The 24,567-nt window shown below is 61.8% G+C and carries 27 protein-coding genes; 14 read left to right on the top strand and 13 right to left on the bottom strand.

All coding sequences use genetic code 11. The features are described 5' to 3' along the window. The first annotated feature begins 13 nt into the window (after positions 1-13). A complete protein-coding gene (locus AC07Y9_RS12985) occupies positions 14-907 on the top strand; it encodes a ZIP family metal transporter (protein ID WP_063428373.1) in 894 nt (297 codons plus the stop codon). Positions 908-938: 31 nt separating this feature from the next. On the opposite strand, the gene AC07Y9_RS12980 is transcribed toward AC07Y9_RS12985, so the two are convergent. From AC07Y9_RS12980 to AC07Y9_RS12935, 10 genes are all read right to left on the bottom strand, one after another. Beyond that, on the bottom strand, positions 939-1,211 hold the full coding sequence (locus AC07Y9_RS12980) for an HPr family phosphocarrier protein (RefSeq protein ID WP_007929877.1): 273 nt from the start codon (positions 1,209-1,211) through the stop codon (positions 939-941). 16 nt (positions 1,212-1,227) lie between these two features. Continuing rightward, positions 1,228-2,085 carry an RNase adapter RapZ gene (gene rapZ / locus AC07Y9_RS12975; protein WP_007929875.1) on the bottom strand — a complete coding sequence of 286 codons (858 nt, stop codon included), beginning with the start codon at positions 2,083-2,085 and terminating at the stop codon, positions 1,228-1,230. Positions 2,086-2,087: 2 nt separating this feature from the next. After that, positions 2,088-2,552 carry a PTS IIA-like nitrogen regulatory protein PtsN gene (ptsN, locus tag AC07Y9_RS12970; RefSeq protein WP_007929873.1) on the bottom strand — a complete coding sequence of 155 codons (465 nt, stop codon included), beginning with the start codon at positions 2,550-2,552 and terminating at the stop codon, positions 2,088-2,090. Positions 2,553-2,564: 12 nt separating this feature from the next. Then, entirely contained in the window at positions 2,565-2,870 is a 306-nt protein-coding gene (hpf, locus tag AC07Y9_RS12965) for a ribosome hibernation-promoting factor, HPF/YfiA family (RefSeq protein WP_007929872.1), read from the bottom strand. Between the two features lie 79 nt (positions 2,871-2,949). Next, on the bottom strand, positions 2,950-4,443 hold the full coding sequence (locus tag AC07Y9_RS12960; RefSeq protein WP_009042194.1) for an RNA polymerase factor sigma-54: 1,494 nt from the start codon (positions 4,441-4,443) through the stop codon (positions 2,950-2,952). A gap of 182 nt (positions 4,444-4,625) precedes the next feature. Next, positions 4,626-5,351: an LPS export ABC transporter ATP-binding protein gene (gene lptB / locus AC07Y9_RS12955; RefSeq protein ID WP_007929870.1), complete on the bottom strand. Its 726-nt coding sequence runs from the start codon at positions 5,349-5,351 to the stop codon at positions 4,626-4,628. Then, positions 5,351-5,896, bottom strand: coding sequence for a lipopolysaccharide transport periplasmic protein LptA (gene lptA / locus AC07Y9_RS12950; RefSeq protein ID WP_007929869.1), 546 nt, complete (start codon positions 5,894-5,896; stop codon positions 5,351-5,353). Before lptA ends, lptB begins: the two co-directional genes overlap by 1 nt. Then, complete coding sequence (lptC, locus tag AC07Y9_RS12945; RefSeq protein ID WP_007929868.1) at positions 5,883-6,455, bottom strand: LPS export ABC transporter periplasmic protein LptC; 573 nt, start codon at positions 6,453-6,455, stop codon at positions 5,883-5,885. Before lptC ends, lptA begins: the two co-directional genes overlap by 14 nt. Positions 6,456-6,463: 8 nt before the next feature. Beyond that, positions 6,464-6,988, bottom strand: a complete 525-nt coding sequence (locus AC07Y9_RS12940; RefSeq protein ID WP_007929867.1) for a KdsC family phosphatase — start codon at positions 6,986-6,988, stop codon at positions 6,464-6,466. Continuing rightward, positions 6,988-7,962 carry a KpsF/GutQ family sugar-phosphate isomerase gene (locus AC07Y9_RS12935; protein WP_007929866.1) on the bottom strand — a complete coding sequence of 325 codons (975 nt, stop codon included), beginning with the start codon at positions 7,960-7,962 and terminating at the stop codon, positions 6,988-6,990. Before AC07Y9_RS12935 ends, AC07Y9_RS12940 begins: the two co-directional genes overlap by 1 nt. A 275-nt stretch (positions 7,963-8,237) precedes the next feature. Between AC07Y9_RS12935 and AC07Y9_RS12930 the strand changes: the two genes are divergently transcribed. From AC07Y9_RS12930 to hisC, 10 genes are all read left to right on the top strand, one after another. Then, positions 8,238-9,047 carry an ATP-binding cassette domain-containing protein gene (locus AC07Y9_RS12930; protein ID WP_007929865.1) on the top strand — a complete coding sequence of 270 codons (810 nt, stop codon included), beginning with the start codon at positions 8,238-8,240 and terminating at the stop codon, positions 9,045-9,047. After that, on the top strand, positions 9,047-9,844 hold the full coding sequence (mlaE, locus tag AC07Y9_RS12925; RefSeq protein ID WP_007929864.1) for a lipid asymmetry maintenance ABC transporter permease subunit MlaE: 798 nt from the start codon (positions 9,047-9,049) through the stop codon (positions 9,842-9,844). The genes AC07Y9_RS12930 and mlaE overlap by 1 nt, the downstream gene beginning before the upstream one ends. Further along, a complete protein-coding gene (gene mlaD, locus AC07Y9_RS12920; protein WP_007929863.1) occupies positions 9,844-10,311 on the top strand; it encodes an outer membrane lipid asymmetry maintenance protein MlaD in 468 nt (155 codons plus the stop codon). The genes mlaE and mlaD overlap by 1 nt, the downstream gene beginning before the upstream one ends. A 10-nt stretch (positions 10,312-10,321) precedes the next feature. Further along, positions 10,322-10,975, top strand: coding sequence for an MlaC/ttg2D family ABC transporter substrate-binding protein (locus AC07Y9_RS12915; protein WP_007929862.1), 654 nt, complete (start codon positions 10,322-10,324; stop codon positions 10,973-10,975). Further along, a complete protein-coding gene (locus AC07Y9_RS12910; protein WP_007929861.1) occupies positions 10,972-11,277 on the top strand; it encodes an STAS domain-containing protein in 306 nt (101 codons plus the stop codon). Before AC07Y9_RS12915 ends, AC07Y9_RS12910 begins: the two co-directional genes overlap by 4 nt. A gap of 115 nt (positions 11,278-11,392) precedes the next feature. After that, entirely contained in the window at positions 11,393-11,644 is a 252-nt protein-coding gene (locus tag AC07Y9_RS12905) for a BolA family protein (RefSeq protein ID WP_007929860.1), read from the top strand. A 22-nt stretch (positions 11,645-11,666) separates the two neighbouring features. Then, positions 11,667-12,932 (top strand): UDP-N-acetylglucosamine 1-carboxyvinyltransferase, encoded by a 1,266-nt coding sequence (gene murA / locus AC07Y9_RS12900; protein ID WP_007929859.1) that lies wholly within the window; start codon positions 11,667-11,669, stop codon positions 12,930-12,932. Positions 12,933-13,059: 127 nt separating this feature from the next. Further along, a complete protein-coding gene (gene hisG / locus AC07Y9_RS12895) occupies positions 13,060-13,695 on the top strand; it encodes an ATP phosphoribosyltransferase (protein WP_007929858.1) in 636 nt (211 codons plus the stop codon). 123 nt (positions 13,696-13,818) lie between these two features. Continuing rightward, entirely contained in the window at positions 13,819-15,147 is a 1,329-nt protein-coding gene (gene hisD, locus AC07Y9_RS12890) for a histidinol dehydrogenase (RefSeq protein WP_007929857.1), read from the top strand. 2 nt (positions 15,148-15,149) lie between these two features. Next, positions 15,150-16,202: a histidinol-phosphate transaminase gene (gene hisC / locus AC07Y9_RS12885; protein ID WP_102678631.1), complete on the top strand. Its 1,053-nt coding sequence runs from the start codon at positions 15,150-15,152 to the stop codon at positions 16,200-16,202. A 53-nt stretch (positions 16,203-16,255) separates the two neighbouring features. Here the strand turns inward: hisC and algW are convergent, their stop codons facing one another. After that, the gene (gene algW, locus AC07Y9_RS12880) at positions 16,256-17,410 is read right to left on the bottom strand and encodes a Do family serine endopeptidase AlgW (protein ID WP_025806436.1); all 1,155 of its coding nucleotides are present in this window, start codon (positions 17,408-17,410) and stop codon (positions 16,256-16,258) included. Positions 17,411-17,512: 102 nt separating this feature from the next. Here algW and AC07Y9_RS12875 point away from each other — a divergent pair, with 102 nt between their 5' ends. The 3 genes from AC07Y9_RS12875 to cysN all read left to right on the top strand — a co-directional run bounded on the left by AC07Y9_RS12875 (position 17,513) and on the right by cysN (position 21,360). Further along, positions 17,513-18,271 (top strand): Nif3-like dinuclear metal center hexameric protein, encoded by a 759-nt coding sequence (locus AC07Y9_RS12875; protein WP_009047010.1) that lies wholly within the window; start codon positions 17,513-17,515, stop codon positions 18,269-18,271. A gap of 260 nt (positions 18,272-18,531) precedes the next feature. Beyond that, positions 18,532-19,449, top strand: a complete 918-nt coding sequence (cysD, locus tag AC07Y9_RS12870) for a sulfate adenylyltransferase subunit CysD (protein WP_007929849.1) — start codon at positions 18,532-18,534, stop codon at positions 19,447-19,449. Positions 19,450-19,461: 12 nt separating this feature from the next. Further along, positions 19,462-21,360, top strand: coding sequence for a sulfate adenylyltransferase subunit CysN (gene cysN / locus AC07Y9_RS12865; RefSeq protein ID WP_102678629.1), 1,899 nt, complete (start codon positions 19,462-19,464; stop codon positions 21,358-21,360). 164 nt (positions 21,361-21,524) lie between these two features. Here the strand turns inward: cysN and yihG are convergent, their stop codons facing one another. Continuing rightward, positions 21,525-22,436, bottom strand: coding sequence for a 1-acylglycerol-3-phosphate O-acyltransferase, YihG family (yihG, locus tag AC07Y9_RS12860; protein WP_102678628.1), 912 nt, complete (start codon positions 22,434-22,436; stop codon positions 21,525-21,527). After that, positions 22,429-24,528: a phosphate acetyltransferase gene (gene pta, locus AC07Y9_RS12855; RefSeq protein ID WP_062823656.1), complete on the bottom strand. Its 2,100-nt coding sequence runs from the start codon at positions 24,526-24,528 to the stop codon at positions 22,429-22,431. The genes yihG and pta overlap by 8 nt, the downstream gene beginning before the upstream one ends. Positions 24,529-24,567: the final 39 nt, after the last annotated feature.

The raw sequence follows: 24,567 nt of genomic DNA, 5'->3' as shown, positions 1-24,567 counted from the left end.
CCTAAGGCTGACTATGGGCACTGAAACACTGACGATCAGCAGCGGGCGGATGTTTCGTTACGCATTCGGTTCGCTGTTGCTGTTGGCGGGTACTGCATTGCTGGTTGCCCAGGGCTTGTCCTGGCTGGACCTGGAGCCGCGCTTGTTGCGTGCATTGCAGGGTGGGGCGGTCTGTGCCCTGGGAACCGCGCTGGGGGCAGTGCCCGTGTTGGTCATTCGCAAGATGCCGCTGGCGCTGAGTGACACCCTGTTGGGATTCGGCGCCGGGGTGATGCTGGCGGCTACGGCCTTTTCGTTGATCGTGCCCGGGATCGCTGCGGCGGAAAAACTCGGACTGTCGCCCTGGGCGTCGAGTGGCCTGATCAGCTTCGGCATCATGCTCGGTGCCTTGGGGTTGTTTCTGGTGGACCGCAAAGTCTCGGGGGGCAACCCGGAGAAACTGGTGGGCACCCTTGAGCATCCGGTCATCCCGCCGCGAATCTGGCTGTTTGTGTTTGCCATCATCGCCCACAACATTCCCGAAGGAATGGCCGTAGGTGTTTCCGCGGGTGGAGGCATGCCGGAGGCGGACAGCCTGGCCATGGGCATCGCCTTGCAGGATGTGCCGGAAGGGCTGGTGATTGCTTTGGTGCTGGCTGGCGCCGGCATGTCCAGGGTCAAGGCATTCCTGATCGGCGCCGCTTCAGGCCTGGTGGAGCCGGTGTTCGCGTTGCTTTGTGCGTGGCTGGTGAGCTTGGCCGAGATGCTGTTGCCGCTCGGGCTGGCGTTGGCGGCGGGGGCGATGCTGCTGGTGGTGACCCACGAAGTGATTCCCGAATCCCGACGCAACGGTCATGAGAAGCTGGCCAGCCTGGGCTTGTGTGTCGGCTTTTGCCTGATGATGGTCATGGATACGGCACTCGCTTGAGTGCCTTTGCGGCAGGTTTGCCTTGCCGACCTTACTCGCCTTCGTCGAAGAAGTTGTTGATCAGTGCCACCAGCGCTTCCAGCGCCTCCTGCTCCTGTTCGCCTTCGGTCTTCAGATGAATCCTGGTGCCCTTGCCGGCGGCCAGCATCATCATTGCCATGATGCTCTTGCCGTCGACCATCGACTCCGGCGTTCTCCCTGCGCGGATCTGGCAAGGAAACTGACCGGCCACGCCGACGAACTTTGCCGAGGCACGGGCATGCAGGCCCAGTTTGTTGATGATTTCAATTTCCAGAGCAGGCATCGCGGGGTAGATCCTTTCAGCTAAGGTCGCGGTGGCGAACCTGGACGTTCTTCAGGGACTTTTGCAGGACTTGGCCCAAGCGTTCGGTCAGGTAGACCGAGCGATGGTGGCCGCCCGTGCAGCCAATGGCAATAGTGACGTAGGCGCGGTTGCTGGCGGCGAAACGGGGCAACCATTTCAGCAGGTAGCTGGAGATGTCCTGGAACATTTCCTCGACGTCCGGCTGGGCGGCCAGGTATTCGGCAACCGGCTGGTCGAGCCCGGACTGGGCACGCAACTCGGGTTTCCAGTACGGGTTGGGCAGGCAGCGTACATCGAATACCAGGTCGGCATCGACCGGCATGCCACGCTTGAATCCGAAAGACTCCACCAGAAAGGCGGTGCCCGGTTCCGGTTGGTTCAACAGGCGCAACTTGATGGTATCGCGCAGTTGATACAGGTTCAGGTTGGTGGTGTTGACCTTGAGATCGGCCAGGTCGGCGATCGGTCCCAGCAGATGGCTTTCGTCCTGGATCGCCTCGGCCAGCGAGCGATTGTTGCTGCTCAAGGGGTGGCGGCGGCGGGTTTCGGAAAAGCGCTTGAGCAGGGTTTCTTCGTCAGCATCCAGGTACAGCACATCGCACTGGATATGCCGGCTGCGGACTTCCTCGAGCAGTTCGGGGAAGCGCGACAGGTGGCTGGGCAGGTTGCGGGCGTCGATCGACACGGCGACCAGGGGCTGTGTCAGTTCGGTGTGGATCAACGCCCGTTCGGCCAGCTCGGGCAACAGCCCGGCCGGCAGGTTGTCGATGCAGTAATAGCCATTGTCCTCGAGTACATCGAGGGCGGTGCTTTTACCTGAGCCGGACCGGCCGCTGACGATGATCAAACGCATGATTACTGACCGTTCTGTTCGTCCAGGACAACCTTGTACAAGGCTTCGTTGCTGGTGGCGCTGCGCAGTTTGTCGCGCACTTCTTTGCGGTCCAGCATGCTGGCAATCTGCCGGAGCAGTTCCAGGTGCGCATCGGTGGCGGCTTCCGGGACCAGCAGTACGAACAGCAGGTCGACCGGTGCGCCGTCGATGGCGTCGAAATCGATGGGAGCGTCCAGGTGCATCAGGGCACTGATGGGCGACTCACAGCCTTTGAGGCGGCAGTGTGGAATGGCAATGCCGTTGCCAAAACCGGTAGAGCCCAGTTTTTCACGGGCAATCAGGCTTTCGAAGACATCTTGCATCTCAAGATCAGGCACTTCGCGGCTGATCAGGTTGGCAATTTGTTCGAGGGCGCGTTTTTTGCTGCCGCCCGGCACGTTCACCAGGGAACGGCCGGGGGTCAGGATGCTTTCAAGTCGGATCATGGGAGGGGAGTGTTAGCGACCCGTGCCTTGGAGAAGGTGGAGTTGCTTTTCCTTATGCTTTTTCAGTTGGCGGTCAAGCTTGTCCGTGAGCAAGTCGATTGCGGCATACATGTCGTCATGTTCTGCATTGGCGACGACTTCCCCACCATGGATGTGCAGCGTGGCCTCGATTTTCTGCTTCAGTTTTTCGACGGCCAGCGTTACCTGCACATTGGTAATCTTGTCAAAGTGCCGCTCAAGTCGGTCGAGTTTTTCGCCGATGTAAGCGCGCAGAGGTTCGGTCACTTCCAGTTGGTGTCCACTGATGTTGACTTGCATACAGCTTCTCCTTCGTTGCCAGTGCATAAAGCGGCAGGTCGATTGACCTGCCACTGGAACGCTGTGGCGAGCCCGGCGGCTACATCAACCGCTTCCGTTCGCTGGAAGGCGCGATCCCCAGGGATTCGCGGTACTTGGCGACGGTACGACGGGCTACCTGAATGCCTTGTGCCTCCAGTAAACCAGCGATCTTGCTGTCACTCAACGGCTTTTTCTGATTTTCCGCGGCGACCAGTTTTTTGATGATCGCGCGGATCGCCGTGGACGAGCATTCACCGCCTTCGGAGGTACTTACGTGGCTGGAGAAAAAGTATTTCAGTTCATAAATGCCCCGTGGGGTATGCATGAATTTTTGCGTGGTCACCCGTGAAATCGTCGACTCGTGCATGCCGACTGCTTCGGCGATGTCATGCAGGACCAACGGTTTCATAGCCTCATCGCCGTACTCGAGGAAGCCGCGCTGATGCTCGACGATCTGGGTGGCGACTTTCATCAGGGTTTCGTTACGGCTCTGCAGGCTCTTGATGAACCAGCGGGCTTCCTGCAACTGGTTGCGCATGAAGGTGTTGTCGGCGCTGGTGTCGGCGCGCCGCACGAAGCCGGCGTACTGTGGGTTGACGCGCAGGCGCGGCACGGACTCCTGGTTCAGCTCCACCAGCCAGCGTTCGTTGTCCTTGCGCACTATGACGTCGGGGACCACGTATTCGGCTTCGGTGGATTCGATTTGCGAGCCCGGCCGTGGGTTGAGGCTCTGTACCAGTTCGATGACTTGGCGCAGTTCGTCTTCCTTGAGCTTCATGCGCCGCATCAGCTGGCTGTAGTCGCGGCTGCCGAGCAGGTCGATGAAGTCGCTGACCAGGCGCTTGGCTTCAGTCAGCCAAGGGGTCTTGGCAGGCAGCTGGCGCAGTTGCAGCAGCAGGCATTCGCCCAGGTTGCGGGCACCGATGCCGGCGGGCTCGAATTGCTGGATACGGTGCAGGACGGCCTCGATTTCGTCGAGTTCGATGTCCAGTTCCGGATCGAAGGCTTCGAGAATTTCCTCGAGGGTTTCGTCCAGATAGCCTTGATTGTTGATGCAGTCGATCAGGGTCACGGCGATCAGGCGATCGGTGTCGGACATGGGCGCCAGGTTCAACTGCCAGAGCAGATGGCTCTGCAGGCTTTCGCCGGCCGAGGTGCGGGTGGTGAAATCCCACTCGTCGTCATCGTTGCTGGGCAGGCTGCTGGCGCTGGTCTGGTAGACGTCTTCCCAGGCGGTGTCGACCGGCAGATCGTTGGGAATGCGTTCGTTCCATTCGCCGTCCTCGAGGTTGTCCACCGTCGGGGCGGTTTCCTGGTAGGAGGGTTCCTGGATATCGGTATTGGGTTTCTGCTCGGCGTTGTCGGCCAGCGGATCGGTGTTATCGAAGTCGTCGCCTTCTTCCTGGCGCTCGAGCATCGGGTTGGACTCCAGGGCCTCCTGGATTTCCTGTTGCAGGTCCAGGGTCGACAATTGGAGCAGGCGGATGGCCTGTTGCAGCTGCGGTGTCATCGTCAGCTGCTGGCCCATTCTGAGGACTAGCGATGGTTTCATGGCAGGGGCTTAACACCTTATTCGCCGGCGCACATGCGCCATCCACTACAGGGCGCGTGAGCGCCAAACATAAGCAAATTATATGCCTGAAACTGAAGTGTTTGCCTAGAGCGCTGTAACAATAAAAACAGCAGGGTTTTATTGGGGCGGGCGCTCTGGCGACCAGCCAAACACCTCAGGGCTTACAGGCGGAACTCATGGCCCAGGTAAACTTCCTTGACCAGCTCGTTGGCGAGGATGGTTTCGGCGTCGCCTTCGGCGATCAGTTGACCGTCGTTGACGATGTAGGCGGTTTCGCAGATATCCAGGGTTTCACGGACGTTGTGGTCGGTGATGAGCACGCCGATACCCTTGGCCTTCAGGTGATGAATGATCTGCTTGATGTCGCCTACCGAGATCGGGTCCACGCCGGCGAAAGGTTCGTCGAGCAGGATGAACTTGGGGGCGGTGGCCAGGGCGCGAGCGATTTCCACGCGGCGACGTTCACCGCCGGAAAGGCTCATGCCCAGGTTGTCGCGAATGTGGTTGATGTGGAACTCCTGCAGCAGGCTTTCCAGCTCCTGGCGACGGCCGGCCTTGTCGAGCTCCTTGCGGGTCTCGAGGATGGCCATGATGTTGTCGGCCACCGAAAGCTTGCGGAAGATCGAGGCTTCCTGCGGCAGGTAGCCGATCCCGGCGCGGGCGCGGCCGTGCATTGGCTGGTGGCTGACATCCAGGTCGTCGATCAGGATGCGACCCTGATCGGCCTGGACCAGGCCGACGATCATGTAGAAGCAGGTGGTCTTGCCGGCGCCGTTGGGGCCGAGCAGGCCGACGATCTGGCCGCTGTCGATGGACAGGCTGACGTCACGCACGACCTGGCGGCTCTTGTAGCTCTTGGCCAGGTGCTGAGCTTTCAGAGTTGCCATTACTGGGCCTTTTCGTCAGTTTTCTTTTTCGGCTGGATGACCATGTCGATCCGTGGGCGCGACTCGGTGACCTTGCTGCCGGTGGCGCGACCGGCGCTGGCCAGCTTCTTGTTGGTGTCGTAGACGATTTTCTCGCCCTGGGTGATGTTGCCGTCCTTGTCGACGACTTTGGCGCGGTCGATCAGTACGACGCGGTTTTGTGCGGCGTGGTACTGGATGGTCACACCGTAGCCCTGGACCGGCTTGGTGTCGCCCTGGGTTTGAATCTGCTCGAAGTAGGCCAGGTTGCCCACCGAGGTCACCACGTCGATATCACCGGTCTGGGTGCGGGTGATGGTCACGGTATTGCCGGTGACCTTCATCGAGCCCTGGGTGATGATCACGTCGCCTCTGTAGGTGGCTACGCCATTCTTGTCGTCCAGTTGAGCGTCGTCGGCCTGGATGCGGATCGGTTGCTGGCTATCGTTCGGCAGAGCCCAGGCGCTCACGCTTCCCAGTGCTGCGCCCAGACCGAGCAAAATAGGGAGGGTTTTAACGAGCCTCATACTGTCCTCTTACGTTCGATAGCAGGTTCATCCTGCCGTCTTTCAAATACGCTTTCATTCCCTTGCCAGTCGTCACGCCGCCGGCGCCGTCGATTCTAACGTCTTGATCGGTCTGCGCATATTGCTTCTGCGGGAATACTGTCATGCGGGTCGTGGTGATCAGCAGGTTGCGATTTTTCTCGTCGGTGCGCGAAACCCGTACCGAATCGATCAACTCGACCTCGGTGCCGTCCGGGTTGACTTCGCCGCGCTCGCTCTGGACATGCCAGGGGAAGGCGGTGCCGCGATACATCTGCAGGTCCGGCTTGGTCAGCAGGGTCACCTCGGTGGCCTTGAGGTGCTCGACCTTGTCGGAAGTCATTTCGTACTGCAGCTTGCCGTCGGGCAGGTACTGCACGCTACGGGCGTTGATGGCGTAGTAGTCGATGGCGCTTTCGTCGACCTGCGCGACCGGCTTGTCGAGGAAGCGTTCCGGGCTGATGTTCCAGTACCCCACCGCCAGGAACAGCACGGTGATGATGCCGAAGATCAGTATGTTGCGAATCTTTTTGCTCAGCATGGGAGGCTCTATAAGTAGGCGGCGTGGGCCGCTTCAAGGCTGCCTTGGGCGCGCAGGATCAACTCGCAGAACTCGCGGGCGGCGCCTTCGCCGCCACGGGCCTGGGTGACGCCATGGGCGTGTTCACGGACAAAACTGGCGGCATTGGCGACGGCCATGCCCAGGCCGACCCGGCGGATCACTGGCAGATCGGGCAGGTCGTCGCCTAGGTAGGCGACCTGTTCATAGCTTAGGCCCAGTTGGGCAAGAAGCCCGTCCAGCACTACCAGTTTGTCTTCGCGACCCTGAAACAGGTGGGGAATCCCCAGGTTTTTCGCCCGACGCTCGACCACCGGCGTCTTGCGGCCGCTGATGATCGCCGTCTGCACGCCCGTGGCCATCAGCATCTTGATGCCCTGGCCGTCGAGGGTGTTGAAGGTCTTGAATTCGCTGCCGTCTTCGAGGAAGTACAGGCGACCGTCGGTCAGTACGCCGTCGACGTCGAATACCGCCAGCTTGATGTTCTTGCCGCGTTGCAGCAGATCCGTGCTCATTACATGACTCCCGCGCGCAGCAGGTCGGACAGGTTGAAGGCGCCGATCGGGCGATCGTCCTTGTCCACCACGACCAGTGCGTTGATTCGATTGTCCTCCATGATCTTCAGGGCTTCGGCCGCGAGCATTTCGGCGCGGGCGGTCTTGCCGTGAACGGTCATGACTTCATCGATGGTGGTGTGGTGGATGTCGATGGTGCGGTCCAGGGTGCGGCGCAGGTCGCCATCGGTGAAGACCCCTGCCAGGCGCCCGTCGGCCTCGACAATGACAGTCATGCCCAGGCCCTTGCGGGTCATTTCCATCAGGGCGTCCTTGAGCAGCGTGCCACGCTGGACCTGCGGCAGTTGCTCGCCGGCATGCATGACGTTCTCGACTTTCAGCAGCAGGCGCCGGCCCAGCGCGCCGCCCGGATGGGAAAAGGCGAAGTCTTCGGCGGTAAAACCGCGGGCTTCCAGCAGCGCCACGGCCAGGGCATCGCCCATGACCAGGGCGGCGGTGGTCGAGGAGGTCGGAGCCAGGTTCAGCGGGCAGGCCTCTTGCTCGACCTGGACGTTGAGGTTGACCTCGGCGGCCTTGGCCAGTGGCGAATCAGGGTTGCCGGTGATGCTGATCAACTGGATGCCCAGGCGCTTGATCAGCGGCAACAGGGTCACGATTTCATTGGTCGAGCCGGAGTTGGACAGGGCCAGGATCACATCGTCCCGGGTAATCATGCCCATGTCGCCATGGCTGGCTTCGGCCGGATGGACAAAAAACGCGGTGGTGCCGGTGCTGGCCAGGGTGGCGGCGATCTTGTTGCCGATGTGCCCGGACTTGCCCATGCCGACCACTACTACGCGGCCTTTGCTGGCCAGAATCATCTCGCAAGCGCGTACGAAATCTGCGTCGATATGTGGCAGCAAGCCTTGTACGGCTTCTATCTCGAGGCGGATGGTGCGTTGTGCCGATTGAATCAGGTCGCTGGATTGGCTCATGTCAGAAATCGTATAGCCTGATGAAAAGGCGGCGATTATAGCGGTAATGATCGATTCCCTCACGCAAGTTCGTCAGCCTTTGTCCTTCTATAGGTAGGAATTGTCCTGTAAAGCCTGTTTTAGGCTGTCGTGATCCTGAACGCGGATGGCTTCGGCCTTGGGGGCTCCGTATCAGCAGTGATATAGTTCGCCGCCAGTTCGGCCTGCCCTGGGTGCATGTACTCCCGGCAGGGAGCCAAGCGTCCGAGTGAGAGGCTGCATCGCAAGGAGTTTAGATGAGTGCCGATAACGCCTACGCGGTCGAGCTGAAGGGACTGTCCTTCAAGCGCGGTGCGCGCAGCATCTTCAATAATGTCGATATCCGTATTCCGCGGGGCAAGGTCACCGGCATCATGGGGCCTTCCGGTTGCGGCAAGACCACGCTCCTGCGGTTGATGGGCGCGCAATTGCGTCCCAGCAACGGTGAAGTCTGGGTCAATGGCCAGAACCTGCCCAAATTGTCGCGCGGCGATCTGTTCGACGCCCGCAAGCAGATGGGCGTGCTGTTCCAGAGCGGTGCGCTGTTCACCGATCTCGATGTGTTCGAGAACGTCGCCTTTCCGCTGCGCGTTCATACCCAGCTGCCGGATGAAATGATCCGCGATATCGTCCTGCTCAAGTTGCAGGCGGTCGGGTTGCGCGGTGCCATCGACTTGATGCCCGACGAGCTGTCCGGTGGCATGAAGCGTCGCGTGGCCCTGGCCCGGGCCATCGCCCTGGACCCGCAGATCCTAATGTACGACGAGCCGTTCGTAGGCCAGGACCCCATTGCCATGGGCGTGCTGGTGCGTCTGATCCGTCTGCTCAACGACGCGCTGGGTATCACCAGCATCGTGGTTTCCCATGACCTGGCGGAAACCGCGAGCATCGCCGACTACATCTATGTGGTGGGCGATGGCCAGGTGCTGGGGCAGGGCACGCCCGACGAGCTGATGGATTCCGATAACCCGCGGATCCGCCAGTTCATGAAAGGCGACCCCGACGGTCCGGTACCCTTTCACTTTCCAGCGCCGGACTACCGCGCAGATCTTCTGGGGAAGCGCTGATGCGCAAAGTATCTTTATTGGAGCGAATTCGTCTGTTCGGCCACTCGGGCATCGACGTTCTCGCGGTGCTCGGGCGTTCGAGCCTGATGCTGTTTCATGTGTTGTTCGGCCGCGGCAGTATCGGCGGCGGCTTCGGCCTGCTGGTCAAGCAGTTGCATTCGGTGGGCGTGATGTCCCTGGTGATCATCGTGGTCTCCGGGATATTCATCGGCATGGTACTGGCGCTGCAGGGCTTCAATATCCTGTCCAGCTACGGTTCGGAGCAAGCGGTGGGGCAGATGGTGGCCCTGACCTTGTTGCGTGAGTTGGGGCCGGTGGTCACGGCATTGCTCTTCGCCGGCCGGGCCGGTTCGGCGCTGACCGCGGAAATCGGCAACATGAAAGCCACCGAGCAGCTCTCCAGCCTGGAGATGATCGGTGTCGACCCGCTCAAATACATTATCGCGCCACGGTTGTGGGCCGGTTTCATTTCCCTGCCGTTGCTGGCGATCATTTTCAGCGTGGTGGGCATCTGGGGCGGTTCGTGGGTGGCCGTCGACTGGCTGGGAGTCTATGAAGGTTCCTACTGGTCGAACATGCAAAACAGCGTGACGTTCAGCGATGACGTGCTCAATGGCATCATCAAGAGCATCGTTTTCGCCTTTGTCGTGACCTGGATCGCCGTATTCCAAGGCTATGACTGCGAGCCCACTTCAGAGGGGATCAGTCGTGCCACTACCAAGACCGTTGTGTACGCCTCGTTGGCCGTACTCGGCCTGGACTTTATTCTGACCGCCTTGATGTTTGGAGATTTCTGATGCAAAACCGCACCCTGGAAATCGGTGTCGGCCTTTTCCTGCTGGCTGGCATCCTGGCTTTGTTGTTGCTTGCCTTGCGGGTCAGTGGCTTGTCCCCGACCTCGAGCACCGATACTTATAAACTTTACGCATATTTCGACAATATCGCCGGTTTGACGGTCAGAGCTAAAGTGACCATGGCCGGTGTGACCATCGGCAAGGTCACGGCTATCGATCTGGACCGCGACAGTTTCACCGGTCGGGTCACGCTGCAGTTGGAAAAGCGCGTAGATAACCTGCCGACCGACTCCACTGCATCTATCCTGACCGCTGGGTTGCTCGGCGAGAAATACATTGGTATCAGCGTCGGCGGCGAAGACACGTTGCTCAAGGATGGCGGGACCATCCACGACACCCAGTCTTCACTGGTGCTTGAGGACCTGATCGGTAAATTCCTGCTCAATACCGTTAGCAAAGACGCCAAATGAGGATTTTTTCATGATCTCTACCTTGCGACGTAGCCTGTTGGTATTACTGGCGGCGTTGCCGTTGATGGCTCACGCCGTGGCGGCGCCTTCCGCGCATGATCTGGTACAGGACACCACCAACCGTCTGCTGGCCGACCTGGCCGCCAACAAAGAAAAGTACAAGCAGGACCCGCAGGACTTTTATACGGCGCTGAACAGCATCGTGGGTCCGGTCGTGGATGCCGAAGGTATTTCCAAGAGCATCATGACGGTCAAGTACTCGCGTAAAGCCACGCCGGAACAGATGCGCACCTTTGAAGAGAACTTCAAGAAGGGCCTGTTCCAGTTCTACGGCAACGCCTTGCTGGAGTACAACAACCAGGGCATCGTCGTTGACCCTGCCAGGGACGAGTCGGGTGACCGTACCAGCGTCGGCATGACGGTCAAGGGCAGCAATGGCGCGATCTATCCCGTGTCGTACACGCTGGAGAAGATCAACGGTGAGTGGAAGCTGCGCAACGTGATCATCAACGGCATCAATATCGGCAAGCTGTTCCGCGATCAGTTCGCCGATGCCATGCAGCGCAACGGCAACGACCTGGACAAGACCATCAACAACTGGGCTGGCGAAGTGGCCAAGGCCAAGGAATCGACCGAAAACTCTCCAGAGAAGGTCGTGAAATGAGTGAGTCGGCCGTCCGTCTGGGTGAAGCCGGCGAACTGCTGATCAGCGGTGTGCTGGACTATCGTTCCGGCCCGGGCCTGCGCAAGCAGGGGCAGGCCCTGATCGCCTCCAGCACCGCCGCGGCGCTGGTGCTCGACTGTTCTGCGGTGGAGAAGTCCAGCAGCGTCGGCTTGTCGTTGCTGCTGGCCTTCATGCGCGATGCCGCGGCAGCCGGCAAGGCCGTCAGCATCCGTGCGTTACCTGAAGACATGCGCGAAATCGCCGAGGTTTCCGGTTTGACCGAGCTGCTGGCGCAGCCTTAGCAACCCATCGACAAGCAAGCCCCCCGTCAGAGTCCTGCTATGCGGGGTTCGCAGGCGCGGGGCTTTTTTGTATGATGTCCGACCCGCGCACACAGGGCGCCGATTGAGGTTGAGCATGCAGGCCAACGAAGTGAAGAGCTTCCTTGAAGGAAAGCTGTCCGAGACTCTTTCATCCGTTCAGGTAGAAGTTGAGGGCGAAGGCTGCAACTTTCAGCTGAACGTGATCAGTGACGAACTGGTGGCCTTGAGTCCGGTCAAGCGTCAGCAGAGCATCTATGCCCATTTGAACCCGTGGATCGCCGATGGCAGCATCCATGCGGTCACTATGAAATTTTTCAGCAGCGCGGCTTGGGCCGAGCGCACCTGAGCCCAAGGGCGTCGAGATTCTTATGGATAAATTGATTATTACCGGCGGCGTTCGTCTTGATGGCGAAATCCGCATTTCCGGGGCAAAGAACTCTGCCCTGCCGATTCTGGCTGCAACCCTGCTGTGCGATGGCCCGGTCACGGTCGCCAACCTGCCGCACCTGCACGACATCACCACCATGATCGAGCTGTTCGGTCGCATGGGCATCGAGCCTGTGATCGACGAGAAACTCAGCGTCGAAATCGATCCACGCACCATCAAGACCCTGGTTGCGCCGTATGAGCTGGTCAAGACCATGCGTGCCTCGATCCTGGTGCTGGGCCCGATGGTTGCCCGTTTCGGCGAAGCCGAAGTCGCGCTGCCTGGCGGTTGCGCCATCGGTTCGCGTCCGGTCGACCTGCACATCCGTGGCCTGGAAGCCATGGGCGCGGTGATCGACGTCGAAGGCGGCTACATCAAGGCCAAGGCGCCTGAAGGCGGCCTGCGCGGCGCGCACTTCTTCTTCGATACCGTGAGTGTGACCGGTACCGAGAACATCATGATGGCAGCGGCCCTGGCCAAAGGTCGCAGCGTGCTGCAAAACGCCGCCCGCGAACCGGAAGTGGTCGACCTGGCGAACTTCCTCAACGCCATGGGCGCCAAGGTTTCCGGCGCCGGTACCGACACCATCACCATCGACGGTGTCGAGCGCCTGCACTCGGCGACCTACAAGGTCATGCCGGACCGTATCGAGACCGGCACCTACCTGGTCGCCGCCGCCGTGACCGGTGGCCGCGTGAAGGTCAAGGACACCGATCCGACCATCCTCGAGGCCGTCCTGGAAAAACTCAAGGAATCCGGCGCCGAAGTCACCACCGGCGAGGACTGGATCGAGCTGAACATGCACGGCAAGCGTCCGAAGGCGGTCAACGTGCGTACCGCGCCGTACCCGGCGTTCCCGACCGACATGCAGGCCCAGTTCATTTCCCTCAACGCCATTGCCGAAGGCACTGGCGCGGTGATCGAGACCATCTTCGAAAACCGCTTCATGCACGTTTACGAACTGCACCGCATGGGCGCGAAGATCCAGGTCGAAGGCAACACCGCCATCGTCACCGGTACCGAAATCCTCAAGGGCGCTCCTGTCATGGCCACCGACCTGCGGGCTTCGGCCAGCCTGGTGATCTCGGCCCTGATGGCCGAAGGCGACACCCTGATCGATCGCATCTACCACATCGACCGTGGTTACGAGTGCATCGAAGAGAAGCTGCAGATGCTCGGCGCCAAGATCCGCCGCGTACCGGGCTAGTTTGCGTGATGGGCACAGGGACGTGCCCCAAGGTTTCGTTCCAAGTCGAGCCTGTGTTCAGACTCGATGCGTGTCTGGCGCCATTTGCGACCGGGCATGAGTATCCTGATAAGGACTTACGTTTCCCATGTTGACCATCGCACTGTCCAAGGGCCGCATCCTTGATGACACCTTGCCGCTTCTGGCTGAAGCCGGCATCGTGCCCACCGAGAATCCGGACAAGAGCCGCAAGCTGATCATCCCCACGACCCAGGCCGACGTGCGCTTGCTGATCGTGCGCGCCACCGACGTGCCGACCTATGTCGAACATGGTGCCGCCGACCTCGGTGTTGCCGGCAAAGATGTGCTGATGGAATACGGCGGCCAGGGCCTGTACGAGCCGCTGGACCTGCAGATCGCCCAGTGCAAGCTGATGACCGCCGGTGCCATCGGCGCGGTCGAGCCCAAGGGCCGCCTGCGCGTCGCCACCAAGTTCGTCAACGTTGCCAAGCGCTACTACGCCGAGCAGGGCCGCCAGGTCGACATCATCAAGCTGTACGGCTCGATGGAGCTGGCGCCGCTGATCGGCCTGGCGGACAAGATCATCGACGTGGTCGACACCGGCAACACCCTGCGGGCCAACGGCCTGGAGCCCCAGGAGCTGATTTCCATGATCAGTTCCCGCCTGGTGGTCAACAAGGCCTCCATGAAAATGCAGCACGCCCGCATCCAGGCACTGATCGACACCCTGCGCAAAGCAGTGGAGTCGCGACACCGCGGTTGATTCACTCGCGCGGCGCTAGCCGCGCCCGTCTATCCGTGTCATAGCCAATTTTCTCAGGTGCCCGCGCGAATGGACTGGTAGCTTAGGGTGCCTGAGCATTAGCCATTCAATGAGGCCCTCGCTATGACCGCTCCCACTGCAATTCGCCGACTCAACGCTGCTGACCCGGATTTCGCGCATCATCTGGATCATCTGCTGAGCTGGGAAAGTGTGTCTGACGACTCGGTCAATCAGCGGGTGCTGGACATCATCAAGGCGGTGCGCGAGCGCGGCGACGCGGCGCTGGTGGAATTCACCCAGCGTTTCGACGGCCTGCAAGTGGCATCCATGGCCGACCTGATTCTGCCGCGCGAGCGCCTGGAACTGGCCCTGACCCGGATCACCCTGGCCCAGCGCGAAGCCCTGGAAAAAGCCGCGGCGCGGGTGCGCAGCTACCACGAAAAACAGAAGCAGGACTCCTGGAGCTACACCGAGGCCGACGGCACGGTGCTGGGCCAGAAGGTCACGCCGCTGGACCGCGCCGGCCTGTATGTGCCGGGTGGCAAGGCGTCTTATCCCTCCTCGGTGTTGATGAATGCCATCCCGGCCAAGGTGGCGGGCGTCACCGAGGTGGTGATGGTGGTGCCGACCCCGCGTGGCGAGGTCAACGAACTGGTGCTGGCCGCGGCCTGCATCGCCGGCGTCGACCGGGTGTTCACCATCGGTGGCGCCCAGGCCGTTGCCGCCCTGGCCTACGGTACCGAGAGCGTGCCGCAGGTGGACAAGGTGGTCGGCCCGGGCAACATCTATGTGGCCACCGCCAAGCGTCACGTGTTCGGCCAGGTGGGTATCGACATGATCGCCGGCCCTTCGGAGATCCTGGTGGTGTGCGACGGCCAGACCGATCCGGACTGGATCGCCATGGACCTGTTTTCCCAGGCCGAGCACGACGAAGACGCCCAGGCGATCCTGGTCAGCCCGGACGCCGCGTTCCTCGATCAGGTCGCGGCCAGCATCGCCAAGCTGCTGCCGACCATGGAGCGCGCACAAATCATCAATACCTCGATCAACGGCCGTGGCGCGCTGATCCAGGTGCGCGACATGCAGCAGGCCATTGACGTGGCCAACCGCATCGCTCCGGAGCACCTCGAGCTGTCCGTCGCCGATCCGCAGGCCTGGTTGCCGCAGATCCGCCACGCTGGCGCGATCTTCATGGGCCGTCACACTTCCGAGGCCCTGGGCGACTACTGCGCGGGTCCGAACCACGTGTTGCCGACTTCCGGCACGGCGCGCTTCTCTTCGCCGCTGGGGGTGTATGACTTCCAGAAACGTTCGTCGATCATTTTCTGCTCGGAGCAGGGCGCATCCGAACTGGGCAAGACCGCCTCGGTGCTGGCCCGTGGCGAGTCGCTGAGCGCCCACGCCCGCAGTGCGGAATACCGGATCATCGCTGACCAGGAACAGGGGCAATAAGCATGAGTAAATTCTGGAGTCCGTTCGTCAAGGACTTGGTGCCCTACGTGCCGGGCGAACAGCCGAAGCTGACCAAACTGGTCAAGCTCAACACCAACGAAAACCCTTACGGCCCGTCGCCCAAGGTGCTGGCCGCGATGCAGGGAGAACTGAACGACAACCTGCGCCTGTACCCGGACCCCAACAGCGACCTGCTCAAGCAGGCGGTGGCCCGCTATTACGGGGTACAGAGCAACCAGGTGTTCCTCGGCAACGGTTCCGACGAAGTGCTGGCGCACATCTTCCACGGCTTGCTGCAGCACGACCGGCCGCTGCTGTTCCCGGATATCAGCTACAGCTTCTATCCGGTGTATTGCGGCCTGTACGGCATCGACTTCGAGGCGCTGCCGCTGGATGAGCAGTTCCAGATCCGCCCAGCCGATTACGCCAGGCCGAACGGCGGGATCATCTTCCCCAACCCGAACGCGCCGACCGGCTGCCTGCTGGCCTTGGAGGCCGTCGAGCAGATCCTCAAGGCCAGCCCGGATTCGGTCGTGGTGGTGGACGAGGCGTACATCGACTTCGGCGGTGAAACCGCCATCAGCCTGGTGGACCGCTATCCGAACCTGTTGGTGACCCAGACCCTGTCCAAGTCCCGTTCGCTGGCTGGCCTGCGGGTCGGCCTGGCGGTGGGGCACCCGGACCTGATCGAAGCGCTGGAGAGGATCAAGAACAGCTTCAACTCCTACCCGCTGGATCGCCTGGCGATAGTTGGTGCCGCGGTGGCGTTCGATGATCGCGAGTACTTCGCCAAGACCTGCCAGCTGGTGATCGACAGCCGCGAGCAGGTGGTGGCGCAGTTGCGCGATAAAGGCTTTGAAGTGCTGCCGTCGGCGGCCAACTTTATCTTTGCCCGTCATCCACAACACGATGCGGCGGGCCTGGCGGCCAAGCTGCGGGAGCAGGGGGTGATTGTCCGGCACTTCAAGCAGGAGCGGATTGCCCAGTTCCTGCGGATCAGTATCGGCACGCCGGAGCAGAACCAGGCCCTGATCGACGGCCTGGGCGAGCTGTAAGCCCTATCGCGAGCCAGTTCGCTCCAATAGGAGAGAGCTGGCTCGTGATGCCTTTACTCTTTTTCCTTGACCGGCGCCGGTGGCGGGCGCAGGCCGATTTCGGCGGTGAGCTTGAGCTCCTTGCCGTTGCGCATCACCTGGATACTGACCTTGTCGCTGGGTTTGATCCGCGCCACCTGGTTCATCGAGCGACGGCCATCGCCGGCCGGTTCGCCATCGATGCTGAGAATCACGTCACCCAACTGCATGCCGGCCTTTTGCGCCGGACCGTCGCGGAATATCCCCGCCACCACGATGCCCGGGCGCCCGGACAAGCCGAACGATTCGGCCAGTTCCTGGGTCAGCGGCTGTACCTCGATACCCAGCCAGCCACGAATCACCTGGCCGTGCTCGATGATCGACTTCATCACCTCCATGGCCAGCTTGATCGGGATGGCGAAGCCAATACCCTGGGAACCGCCGGACTTGGAGAAGATCGCCGTGTTGATCCCGGTCAGGTTGCCGTTGGCATCCACCAGCGCGCCGCCGGAGTTGCCCGGGTTGATCGCCGCGTCGGTCTGGATGAAGTCTTCGTAGTTGTTCAGGCCGAGCTGATTGCGCCCGGTGGCGCTGATGATGCCCATGGTCACGGTCTGGCCGACCCCGAACGGGTTGCCGATGGCCAGGGTCACGTCGCCGATGCGGATGCTGTCGGAGCGCCCGACGGTGATCGAAGGCAGGTTCTTCAGGTCGATCTTGAGGACCGCCAGGTCGGTTTCCGGATCGCTGCCGATCACATGGGCCAGGGTTTCACGACCGTCCTTGAGCGCCACCACAATCTGCTCGGCGCCGGAGGTCACGTGGTTGTTGGTCAGCAGATAACCTTCGGGGCTCATGATCACCCCGGAACCCAGGCTCGATTCCATGCGCTGCTGCTTGGGCAGGTTGTCGCCGAAGAAGCGGCGGAACTGCGGGTCCTCGAACAACGGGTGCGCCGGTTTGTTGATGACCTTGGTGGTGTACAGGTTGACCACCGCCGGCGCGGCGATTGCCACGGCATCGGCATAGGACACCGGACCTTGTCGAAGCGCCTTGGTTTGTGGGGCTTGCTGCAGGTTGACGTCCAGGCTGGGCAGGCCGACCCATTGCGGGTAGCGCTGAATTATCAGCAACGCGATAAGCACGCCGGCCAACAGTGGCCAGCCAAAAAAACGCAGAGCCTTGAGCATTGAGCAAGTCCTGAGAGGTTGCAGGCCGCCCGGGACGGCCCATAATGTCGCGCATTATACGAGGCCGCGCGCGCCTCTGAACGGGATATTTAGGAGTCTTTTATGGCCGTTGCCCTGAGCACTCTGGTAGAGGAAGCGGACCGCTACCTGGGCAGTTCGCGAATCGCCGATTACTGCCCCAATGGCCTGCAGGTCGAAGGCCGGCCACAGGTACTGCGCATCGTCAGCGGCGTCACGGCCAGCCAGGCGTTGCTCGATGCCGCGGTGGAGGCCAATGCCGATCTGGTGCTGGTGCATCACGGCTATTTCTGGAAAGGCGAGAATCCCTGCATCACCGGCATGAAGCAGCGTCGGCTGAAAACCCTGCTCAAGCACGATATCAGCCTGCTGGCTTATCACCTGCCGCTGGACCTGCACCCGGATGTCGGCAACAACGTGCAGCTGGCGCGGCAGCTGGATATCACCGTGGAAGGCCCGCTGGACCCGGACAACCTGAAGATCGTCGGGCTGGTCGGCTCCCTTGCCGAGCCCATGACCGCGCGGGACTTCGCGCGCAAGGTCCAGGAGGTGATGGGGCGCGAGCCACTGGTGGTCGAAGGCAGCAAGATGATCCGGCGTGTCGGCTGGTGCACCGGCGGCGGCCAGGGCTACATCGACCAGGCGGTGCTGGCCGGCGTCGATCTGTACCTGAGCGGCGAGGCCTCGGAGCAGACCTTCCACAGCGCCCGGGAAAACGACATCAGTTTTATCGCCGCCGGCCATCACGCCACCGAGCGTTACGGCGTGCAGGCGCTGGGGGATTACCTGGCCCGCCGCTTCGCCCTCGAACACTTGTTCATCGACTGCCCGAACCCTATATAAAGCCTTGTCCTGTAGCCGTTGCCGCAGGCTGCGACAAGGCCCGCAGGGGCTTCTCGTGACCTTCGAGAGCACGCCTGCTGCGCAGTCGATCGCAGCCTGCGGCAGCGGCTACAGAGAGGCGTAAACACAGCAAACAGGCGGGTATATTCATATACCGTTTCGATCTAGCTGGCGTCCTGATTAGAAGAGGTCGCTGTGCTAGCATGCCCCGCTCGAACACGGCCCGCAGGCCGTCCATAAGAAAGCTTTCGTGAGTAGCCATGGTCGACAAACTGACGCATCTGAAACAGCTGGAGGCGGAAAGCATCCACATCATCCGCGAGGTGGCCGCCGAGTTCGACAACCCGGTGATGCTGTACTCCATCGGTAAAGACTCCGCCGTGATGCTGCACCTGGCGCGCAAGGCGTTCTTCCCGGGCAAGCTGCCGTTTCCGGTGATGCACGTCGACACCCAGTGGAAATTCCAGGAGATGTACAAGTTCCGCGATCGCATGGTCGAAGAGCTGGGCCTGGAACTGATCACCCACGTCAACCCGGAAGGCGTTGCGCAGGGCATCAACCCCTTCACCCACGGCAGTGCCAAGCACACCGACATCATGAAAACCGAGGGCCTCAAGCAGGCGCTGGACAAGTACGGTTTCGATGCGGCGTTCGGCGGTGCCCGGCGTGACGAAGAGAAATCCCGCGCCAAGGAGCGTGTGTACTCGTTCCGCGACAGCAAGCATCGCTGGGACCCGAAGAACCAGCGCCCCGAGCTGTGGAACGTCTACAACGGCAAGGTCAACAAGGGCGAGTCGATCCGCGTCTTCCCGCTGTCGAACTGGACCGAGCTGGACATCTGGCAATACATCTATCTGGAAGGCATCCCGATCGTGCCGCTGTACTTCGCCGCCGAGCGCGAAGTGATCGAGAAGAACGGCACCCTGATCATGATCGACGACGAGCGCATCCTCGAGCACCTCTCCGACGAGGAGAAGGCCCGCATCGTCAAGAAGAAGGTGCGTTTCCGTACCCTTGGCTGCTACCCGTTGACGGGCGCGGTGGAGTCCGAGGCCGAAAGCCTGACGGACATCATTCAGGAAATGCTCCTGACGCGAACTTCCGAGCGCCAGGGCCGGGTCATCGATCACGATGGCGCCGGTTCCATGGAAGACAAGAAACGTCAGGGCTATTTCTAAGTAGGGTCTAACATGTCGCATCAATCCGAATTGATCAGCGAGGACATCCTCGCCTACCTGGCCCAGCACGAACGCAAAGAACTGCTGCGCTTCTTGACCTGCGGTAACGTCGACGACGGCAAGAGCACCCTGATCGGGCGCCTGCTGCACGACTCGAAGATGATCTACGAAGACCATCTGGAAGCCATTACCCGCGACTCGAAAAAAGTCGGTACCACCGGTGACGACATCGACCTGGCGTTGCTGGTCGACGGCCTGCAGGCCGAGCGCGAGCAGGGCATCACCATCGATGTCGCCTACCGCTACTTCTCCACCGCCAAGCGCAAATTCATCATCGCCGACACCCCCGGCCATGAGCAGTACACCCGCAACATGGCCACCGGTGCTTCCACCTGTGACCTGGCGATCATCCTGGTGGATGCCCGCTACGGCGTGCAGACCCAGACCCGTCGCCACAGCTTCATCGCCTCCCTGCTGGGCATCAAGCACATAGTCGTGGCCATCAACAAGATGGACCTCAAGGACTTCGACCAGGGCGTGTTCGAGTCGATCAAGGCCGACTACCTGAAGTTCGCCGAAGGCCTGAAGATGAAGCCCACCAGCCTGCACTTCGTGCCGATGTCGGCCCTCAAGGGCGACAACGTGGTGAACAAGTCCGAGCGTTCGCCGTGGTACACCGGCCAGTCGCTGATGGAAATCCTCGAGACCGTGGAAGTGGCGGGTGACCGCAACTTCAGCGACCTGCGCTTCCCGGTGCAGTACGTGAACCGTCCGAACCTGAACTTCCGTGGTTTCGCCGGGACCCTGGCCAGCGGCATCGTGCACAAGGGCGACGAAGTCGTGGTGCTGCCGTCGGGCAAGAGCAGCCGGGTGAAATCCATCGTCACCTTCGAAGGCGAGCTGGAGCATGCCGGCCCGGGCCAGGCCGTGACCCTGACCATGGAAGACGAGATCGACATCTCCCGTGGCGACCTGCTGGTGCATGCCGACAACGTACCGCCGGTGACCGACAGCTTCGAAGCCATGCTGGTCTGGATGGCCGAAGAGCCGATGCTGCCGGGCAAGAAATACGACATCAAGCGCGCCACCAGCTACGTGCCGGGCTCCATCGCCAGCATCGTCAACAGGGTCGACGTGAACACCCTTGAAGAAGGCCCGGCCAGCGCTCTGCAGCTGAACGAGATCGGCAAGGTCAAGATCGCCCTCGACGCGCCGATTGCCCTCGACGGTTACGACAGCAACCGCACCACCGGTGCGTTCATCGTCATCGACCGCTTGACCAACGGCACTGTCGGCGCCGGCATGATCGTCGCCCAGCCTGTGGTGCATGGCAGCGCCACGCATCATGGCAAGCTGGCCCATGTCGCCACCGAGGAGCGTGCCCAGCGCTTCGGCCAGCAACCGGCCACCGTGCTGTTCAGCGGCCTGTCCGGCGCCGGCAAGAGCACCCTGGCCTACGCGGTCGAGCGCAAGCTGTTCGACCTGGGCCGCGCGGTGTTCGTCCTCGACGGCCAGAACCTGCGTCACGACCTGAACAAGGGTCTGCCCCAGGATCGCGCCGGGCGTACCGAGAACTGGCGGCGTGCTGCGCACGTGGCGCGCCAGTTCAACGAAGCCGGCCTGCTGACCCTGGCGGCGTTCGTTGCGCCGAGTGCGGAAGGTCGTGAACAGGCCAGGGACCTGATCGGCAAGGAACGTCTGCTGACGGTCTACGTCCAGGCCTCGCCGGCGGCTTGCGCCGAGCGTGATCCGCAGGGCTTGTACGCCGCGGGCGGGGATAACATCCCGGGCGAGTCCTTCCCGTACGACGTGCCGCTGGATGCCGATCTGGTGATCGACACCCAGTTCGTGTCGCTGGAAGAGGGCGTCAAGCAAGTGCTGGAACTGCTGCGCAAGCGTGGCGCGATCTAAGCTTTAGCGGCCGATAAAAAAGCCCGCCGTCGAGTGATCGACGGCGGGCTTTTTTGTGGCCTTGAGAAAGCTATCGCGGGCAAGCCTCGCTCCTACACAGGAGCAATACGCTTGCTTCCGTAGGAGCGAGGCTTGCCCGCGATGGGGCCCTTGCAGGCGGCTCGTTATTTGCCTGGATACTCCCGATGCATCTGCGCAAGCAATGCATCCTTGTTTTGCCACAGCTGGTTGATCCAGCCCTGGAACTCCAGGCGGTACACACCATCCTGGTCGTAGTTCTTGCCGATGAACTGCGGCGGGATCGGCAGCTCCTCGAAATGCACCACCACCTCGTTGACCTTGCCACACAGCAGGTCCCAATAACCCGGCTGGCCCGCCGGATAATGAATGGTGACGTTGACGATGGATTCCAGCTGCTCGCCCATGGCGTCCAGCACGAAGGCGATGCCGCCGGCCTTGGGCTTGAGCAGGTAGCGGAACGGTGAGGCCTGTTGCGCGTGCTTGGCCTGGGTGAAGCGTGTGCCTTCGACGAAGTTGAAGATGCCTACCGGGTTGTCGCGGAATTTCGCGCAGGTCTTGCGAGTGGTCTCCAGGTCCTTGCCCTTTTTCTCCGGGTGTTTTTCCAGGTAGGCCTTGGAGTAGCGCTTCATGAATGGGAAGCCCAGGGCCCACCAGGCCAGGCCGATCACCGGCACCCAGATCAGCTCCTGCTTGAGGAAGAACTTCAGTGGGCGGATACGCCGGTTGAGCACGTACTGCAGGACCATGATGTCGACCCAGCTCTGGTGGTTGCTGGTGATCAGGTACGAGTGCCGGTAGTCCAGGCTGTCGAGCCCGCTGAGGTGCCAGCGGCTGTGCCCGAGCAGGCTCATCCAGGCCTTGTTGTTGCTGATCCAGGCTTCATGGATGTGGCTCATCAGCCAGTCGGTGAAGCGCTGGGCCGCTGGGAAGGGCAGCAGCAACTTGAAGATCGCCACCACGAACAGCGGGGTGCAGCAGACGATGGTGTTGAGCGCCAACAACAGCGAGGCGATCACGCCCCGCAGCGGTGCAGGTAGAAAATCCAATTTACACATCCAGGGGTCGGTTGGCGGCTTGAATCGCGGTCAGGGCGATGGTGTAGACGATGTCGTCGACCTGGGCGCCGCGCGGCAGGTCGTTCACCGGCTTGCGCAGGCCTTGCAGCATCGGCCCGAGGCTGACGCAGTCGGCGCTGCGCTGCACGGCCTTGTGGGTGGTGTTGCCGGTGTTCAGGTCGGGGAACACGAACACCGTGGCCTTGCCCGCGACCAGGCTGTTGGGCGCCAGTTGCTGGGCCACGGCCTCGTTGGCCGCGGCATCGTATTGCAACGGACCGTCGATCAGCAGTGAGCTCTGGGCTTCATGGGCCAGCAAGGTGGCTTCGCGGACTTTCTCCACTTCTTCGCCACTGGCCGATTCGCCGCTGGAATAGCTGATCATCGCCACCCGCGGGGTGATGCCGAACGCGGCCGCCGAGTCGGCGCTTTGCAGGGCGATCTCGGCCAGCTCGCTGGCGCTTGGGTGCGGGTTCATCACACAGTCGCCGTAGACCAGCACCTGCTCGGGGAACAGCATGAAAAACACCGACGACACCAGGGTGCAGCCCGGCGCGGTCTTGATCAACTGCAGGGCCGGGCGGATGGTATTGGCGGTGGAGTGGATCAGGCCGGACACCAGGCCATCGACTTCGTCCAGGGCCAGCATCATGGTGCCGATCACCACTGGGTCTTCCAGTTGCTGTTCGGCCATTGGCGCGTTGAGGCTCTTGCTCTTGCGCAGCGCCACCATCGGCTCGACGTAGCGTTCGCGGATCTGGTCCGGGTCGATGACTTCCAGGCCGGGCGGCAGCTCGATGCCCTGGGCCCGGGCGACCGCCTCGACATCCGCCGGCTTGGCCAGCAGCACGCAACGGGCGATGCCGCGCGCCTGGCAGATCGCCGCGGCCTGCACGGTCAGCGGTTCGCTGCCTTCGGGCAGGACGATGCGCTTGTTGGCTTCCTGGGCGCGCTGGATCAACTGGTAGCGGAACACCGCCGGCGACAGGCGCATTTCCCGCGGCGTGCCGCAGCGCTGGTGCAGCCACTTGGCGTCCAGGTGGCTGGCGACGAAGTCGGTGATGATCTCCGCGCGCTCGCGGTCGTCGATGGGGATTTCCTTGTTCAGGCCGTTCAACTGGTTGGCGGTGTCGTAGGAGCCGGTGCTCACCGACAGCACCGGCAGGCCGGCATTCAAGGCGCCGCGGCACAGCTCCATGATCCGAGGGTCGGGCAGGGTGTCGCTGGTCAGCAGCAACCCGGCCAGGGGCACGCCGTTGATCGCGGCCAGGCTCACGGCGAGGATGATGTCGTCGCGATCGCCGGGCGTCACCACCAATACGCCGGGCTTGAGTAGCTCCACGGTGTTACGCATGGTGCGCGCGCAGATGATGATTTTGGTCATGCGCCGGCTTTCGTAGTCGCCGGCGTTGAGCACCTGGGCGCCCATCAGGTCGGCGACGTCGCGGGTGCGCGGCGCGTTCAGTTCCGGCTGGAAGGGGATGCAGCCGAGCAGGCGGAAGTCGCCGCTGCGCAGCAGGGGCGAGTGCTCTTTCAGGCGGGCGGAAAAGGCCTCCATGCTTTCGTCGGTCTGCACCTTGTTGAGGATCACCCCCAGCACTTTCGGATCTCGCGGGCCGCCGAACAGCTGCGCCTGCAACTCCACGCGACCGGACAGCTCGGTGAGCACTTCGTTTTCCGGGGCGGACACCAGGATCACCTCGGCGTCCAGGCTTTTCGCCAGGTGCAGGTTGACCCGCGCGGCATAGCTGGCGCTGCGGGTCGGCACCATGCCTTCGACCACCAGCACGTCCTTGCCGACGGCCGCCTGCTGATACAGGGTGATGATTTCTTCCAGCAGTTCGTCCAGCTGGCCGTCGCCGAGCATCCGTTCGACATGGGCCAGGCCCAGCGGCTGCGGCGGTTTCAGGCCATGGGTGCGGGCCACCAGCTCGGTCGAGCGTTCAGGGCCGGTATCGCCTGGGTGAGGCTGGGCAATGGGTTTGAAGAAGCCGACCTTGAGGCCGGCTCGTTCCAGGGTACGCACCAGCCCGAGGCTGATGGAGGTCAGACCCACACCAAAATCGGTGGGCGCGATAAAAAAAGTTTGCATGCGGATTCTCGACGGGTGCATGGCAACGGTGAGTCGCTT

This window comes from Pseudomonas sp. GW456-L12 (assembly GCF_059424045.1).
Note: the sequence above shows the minus strand (reverse complement) of the source record. Positions and strands in the feature narration are given on the sequence as shown.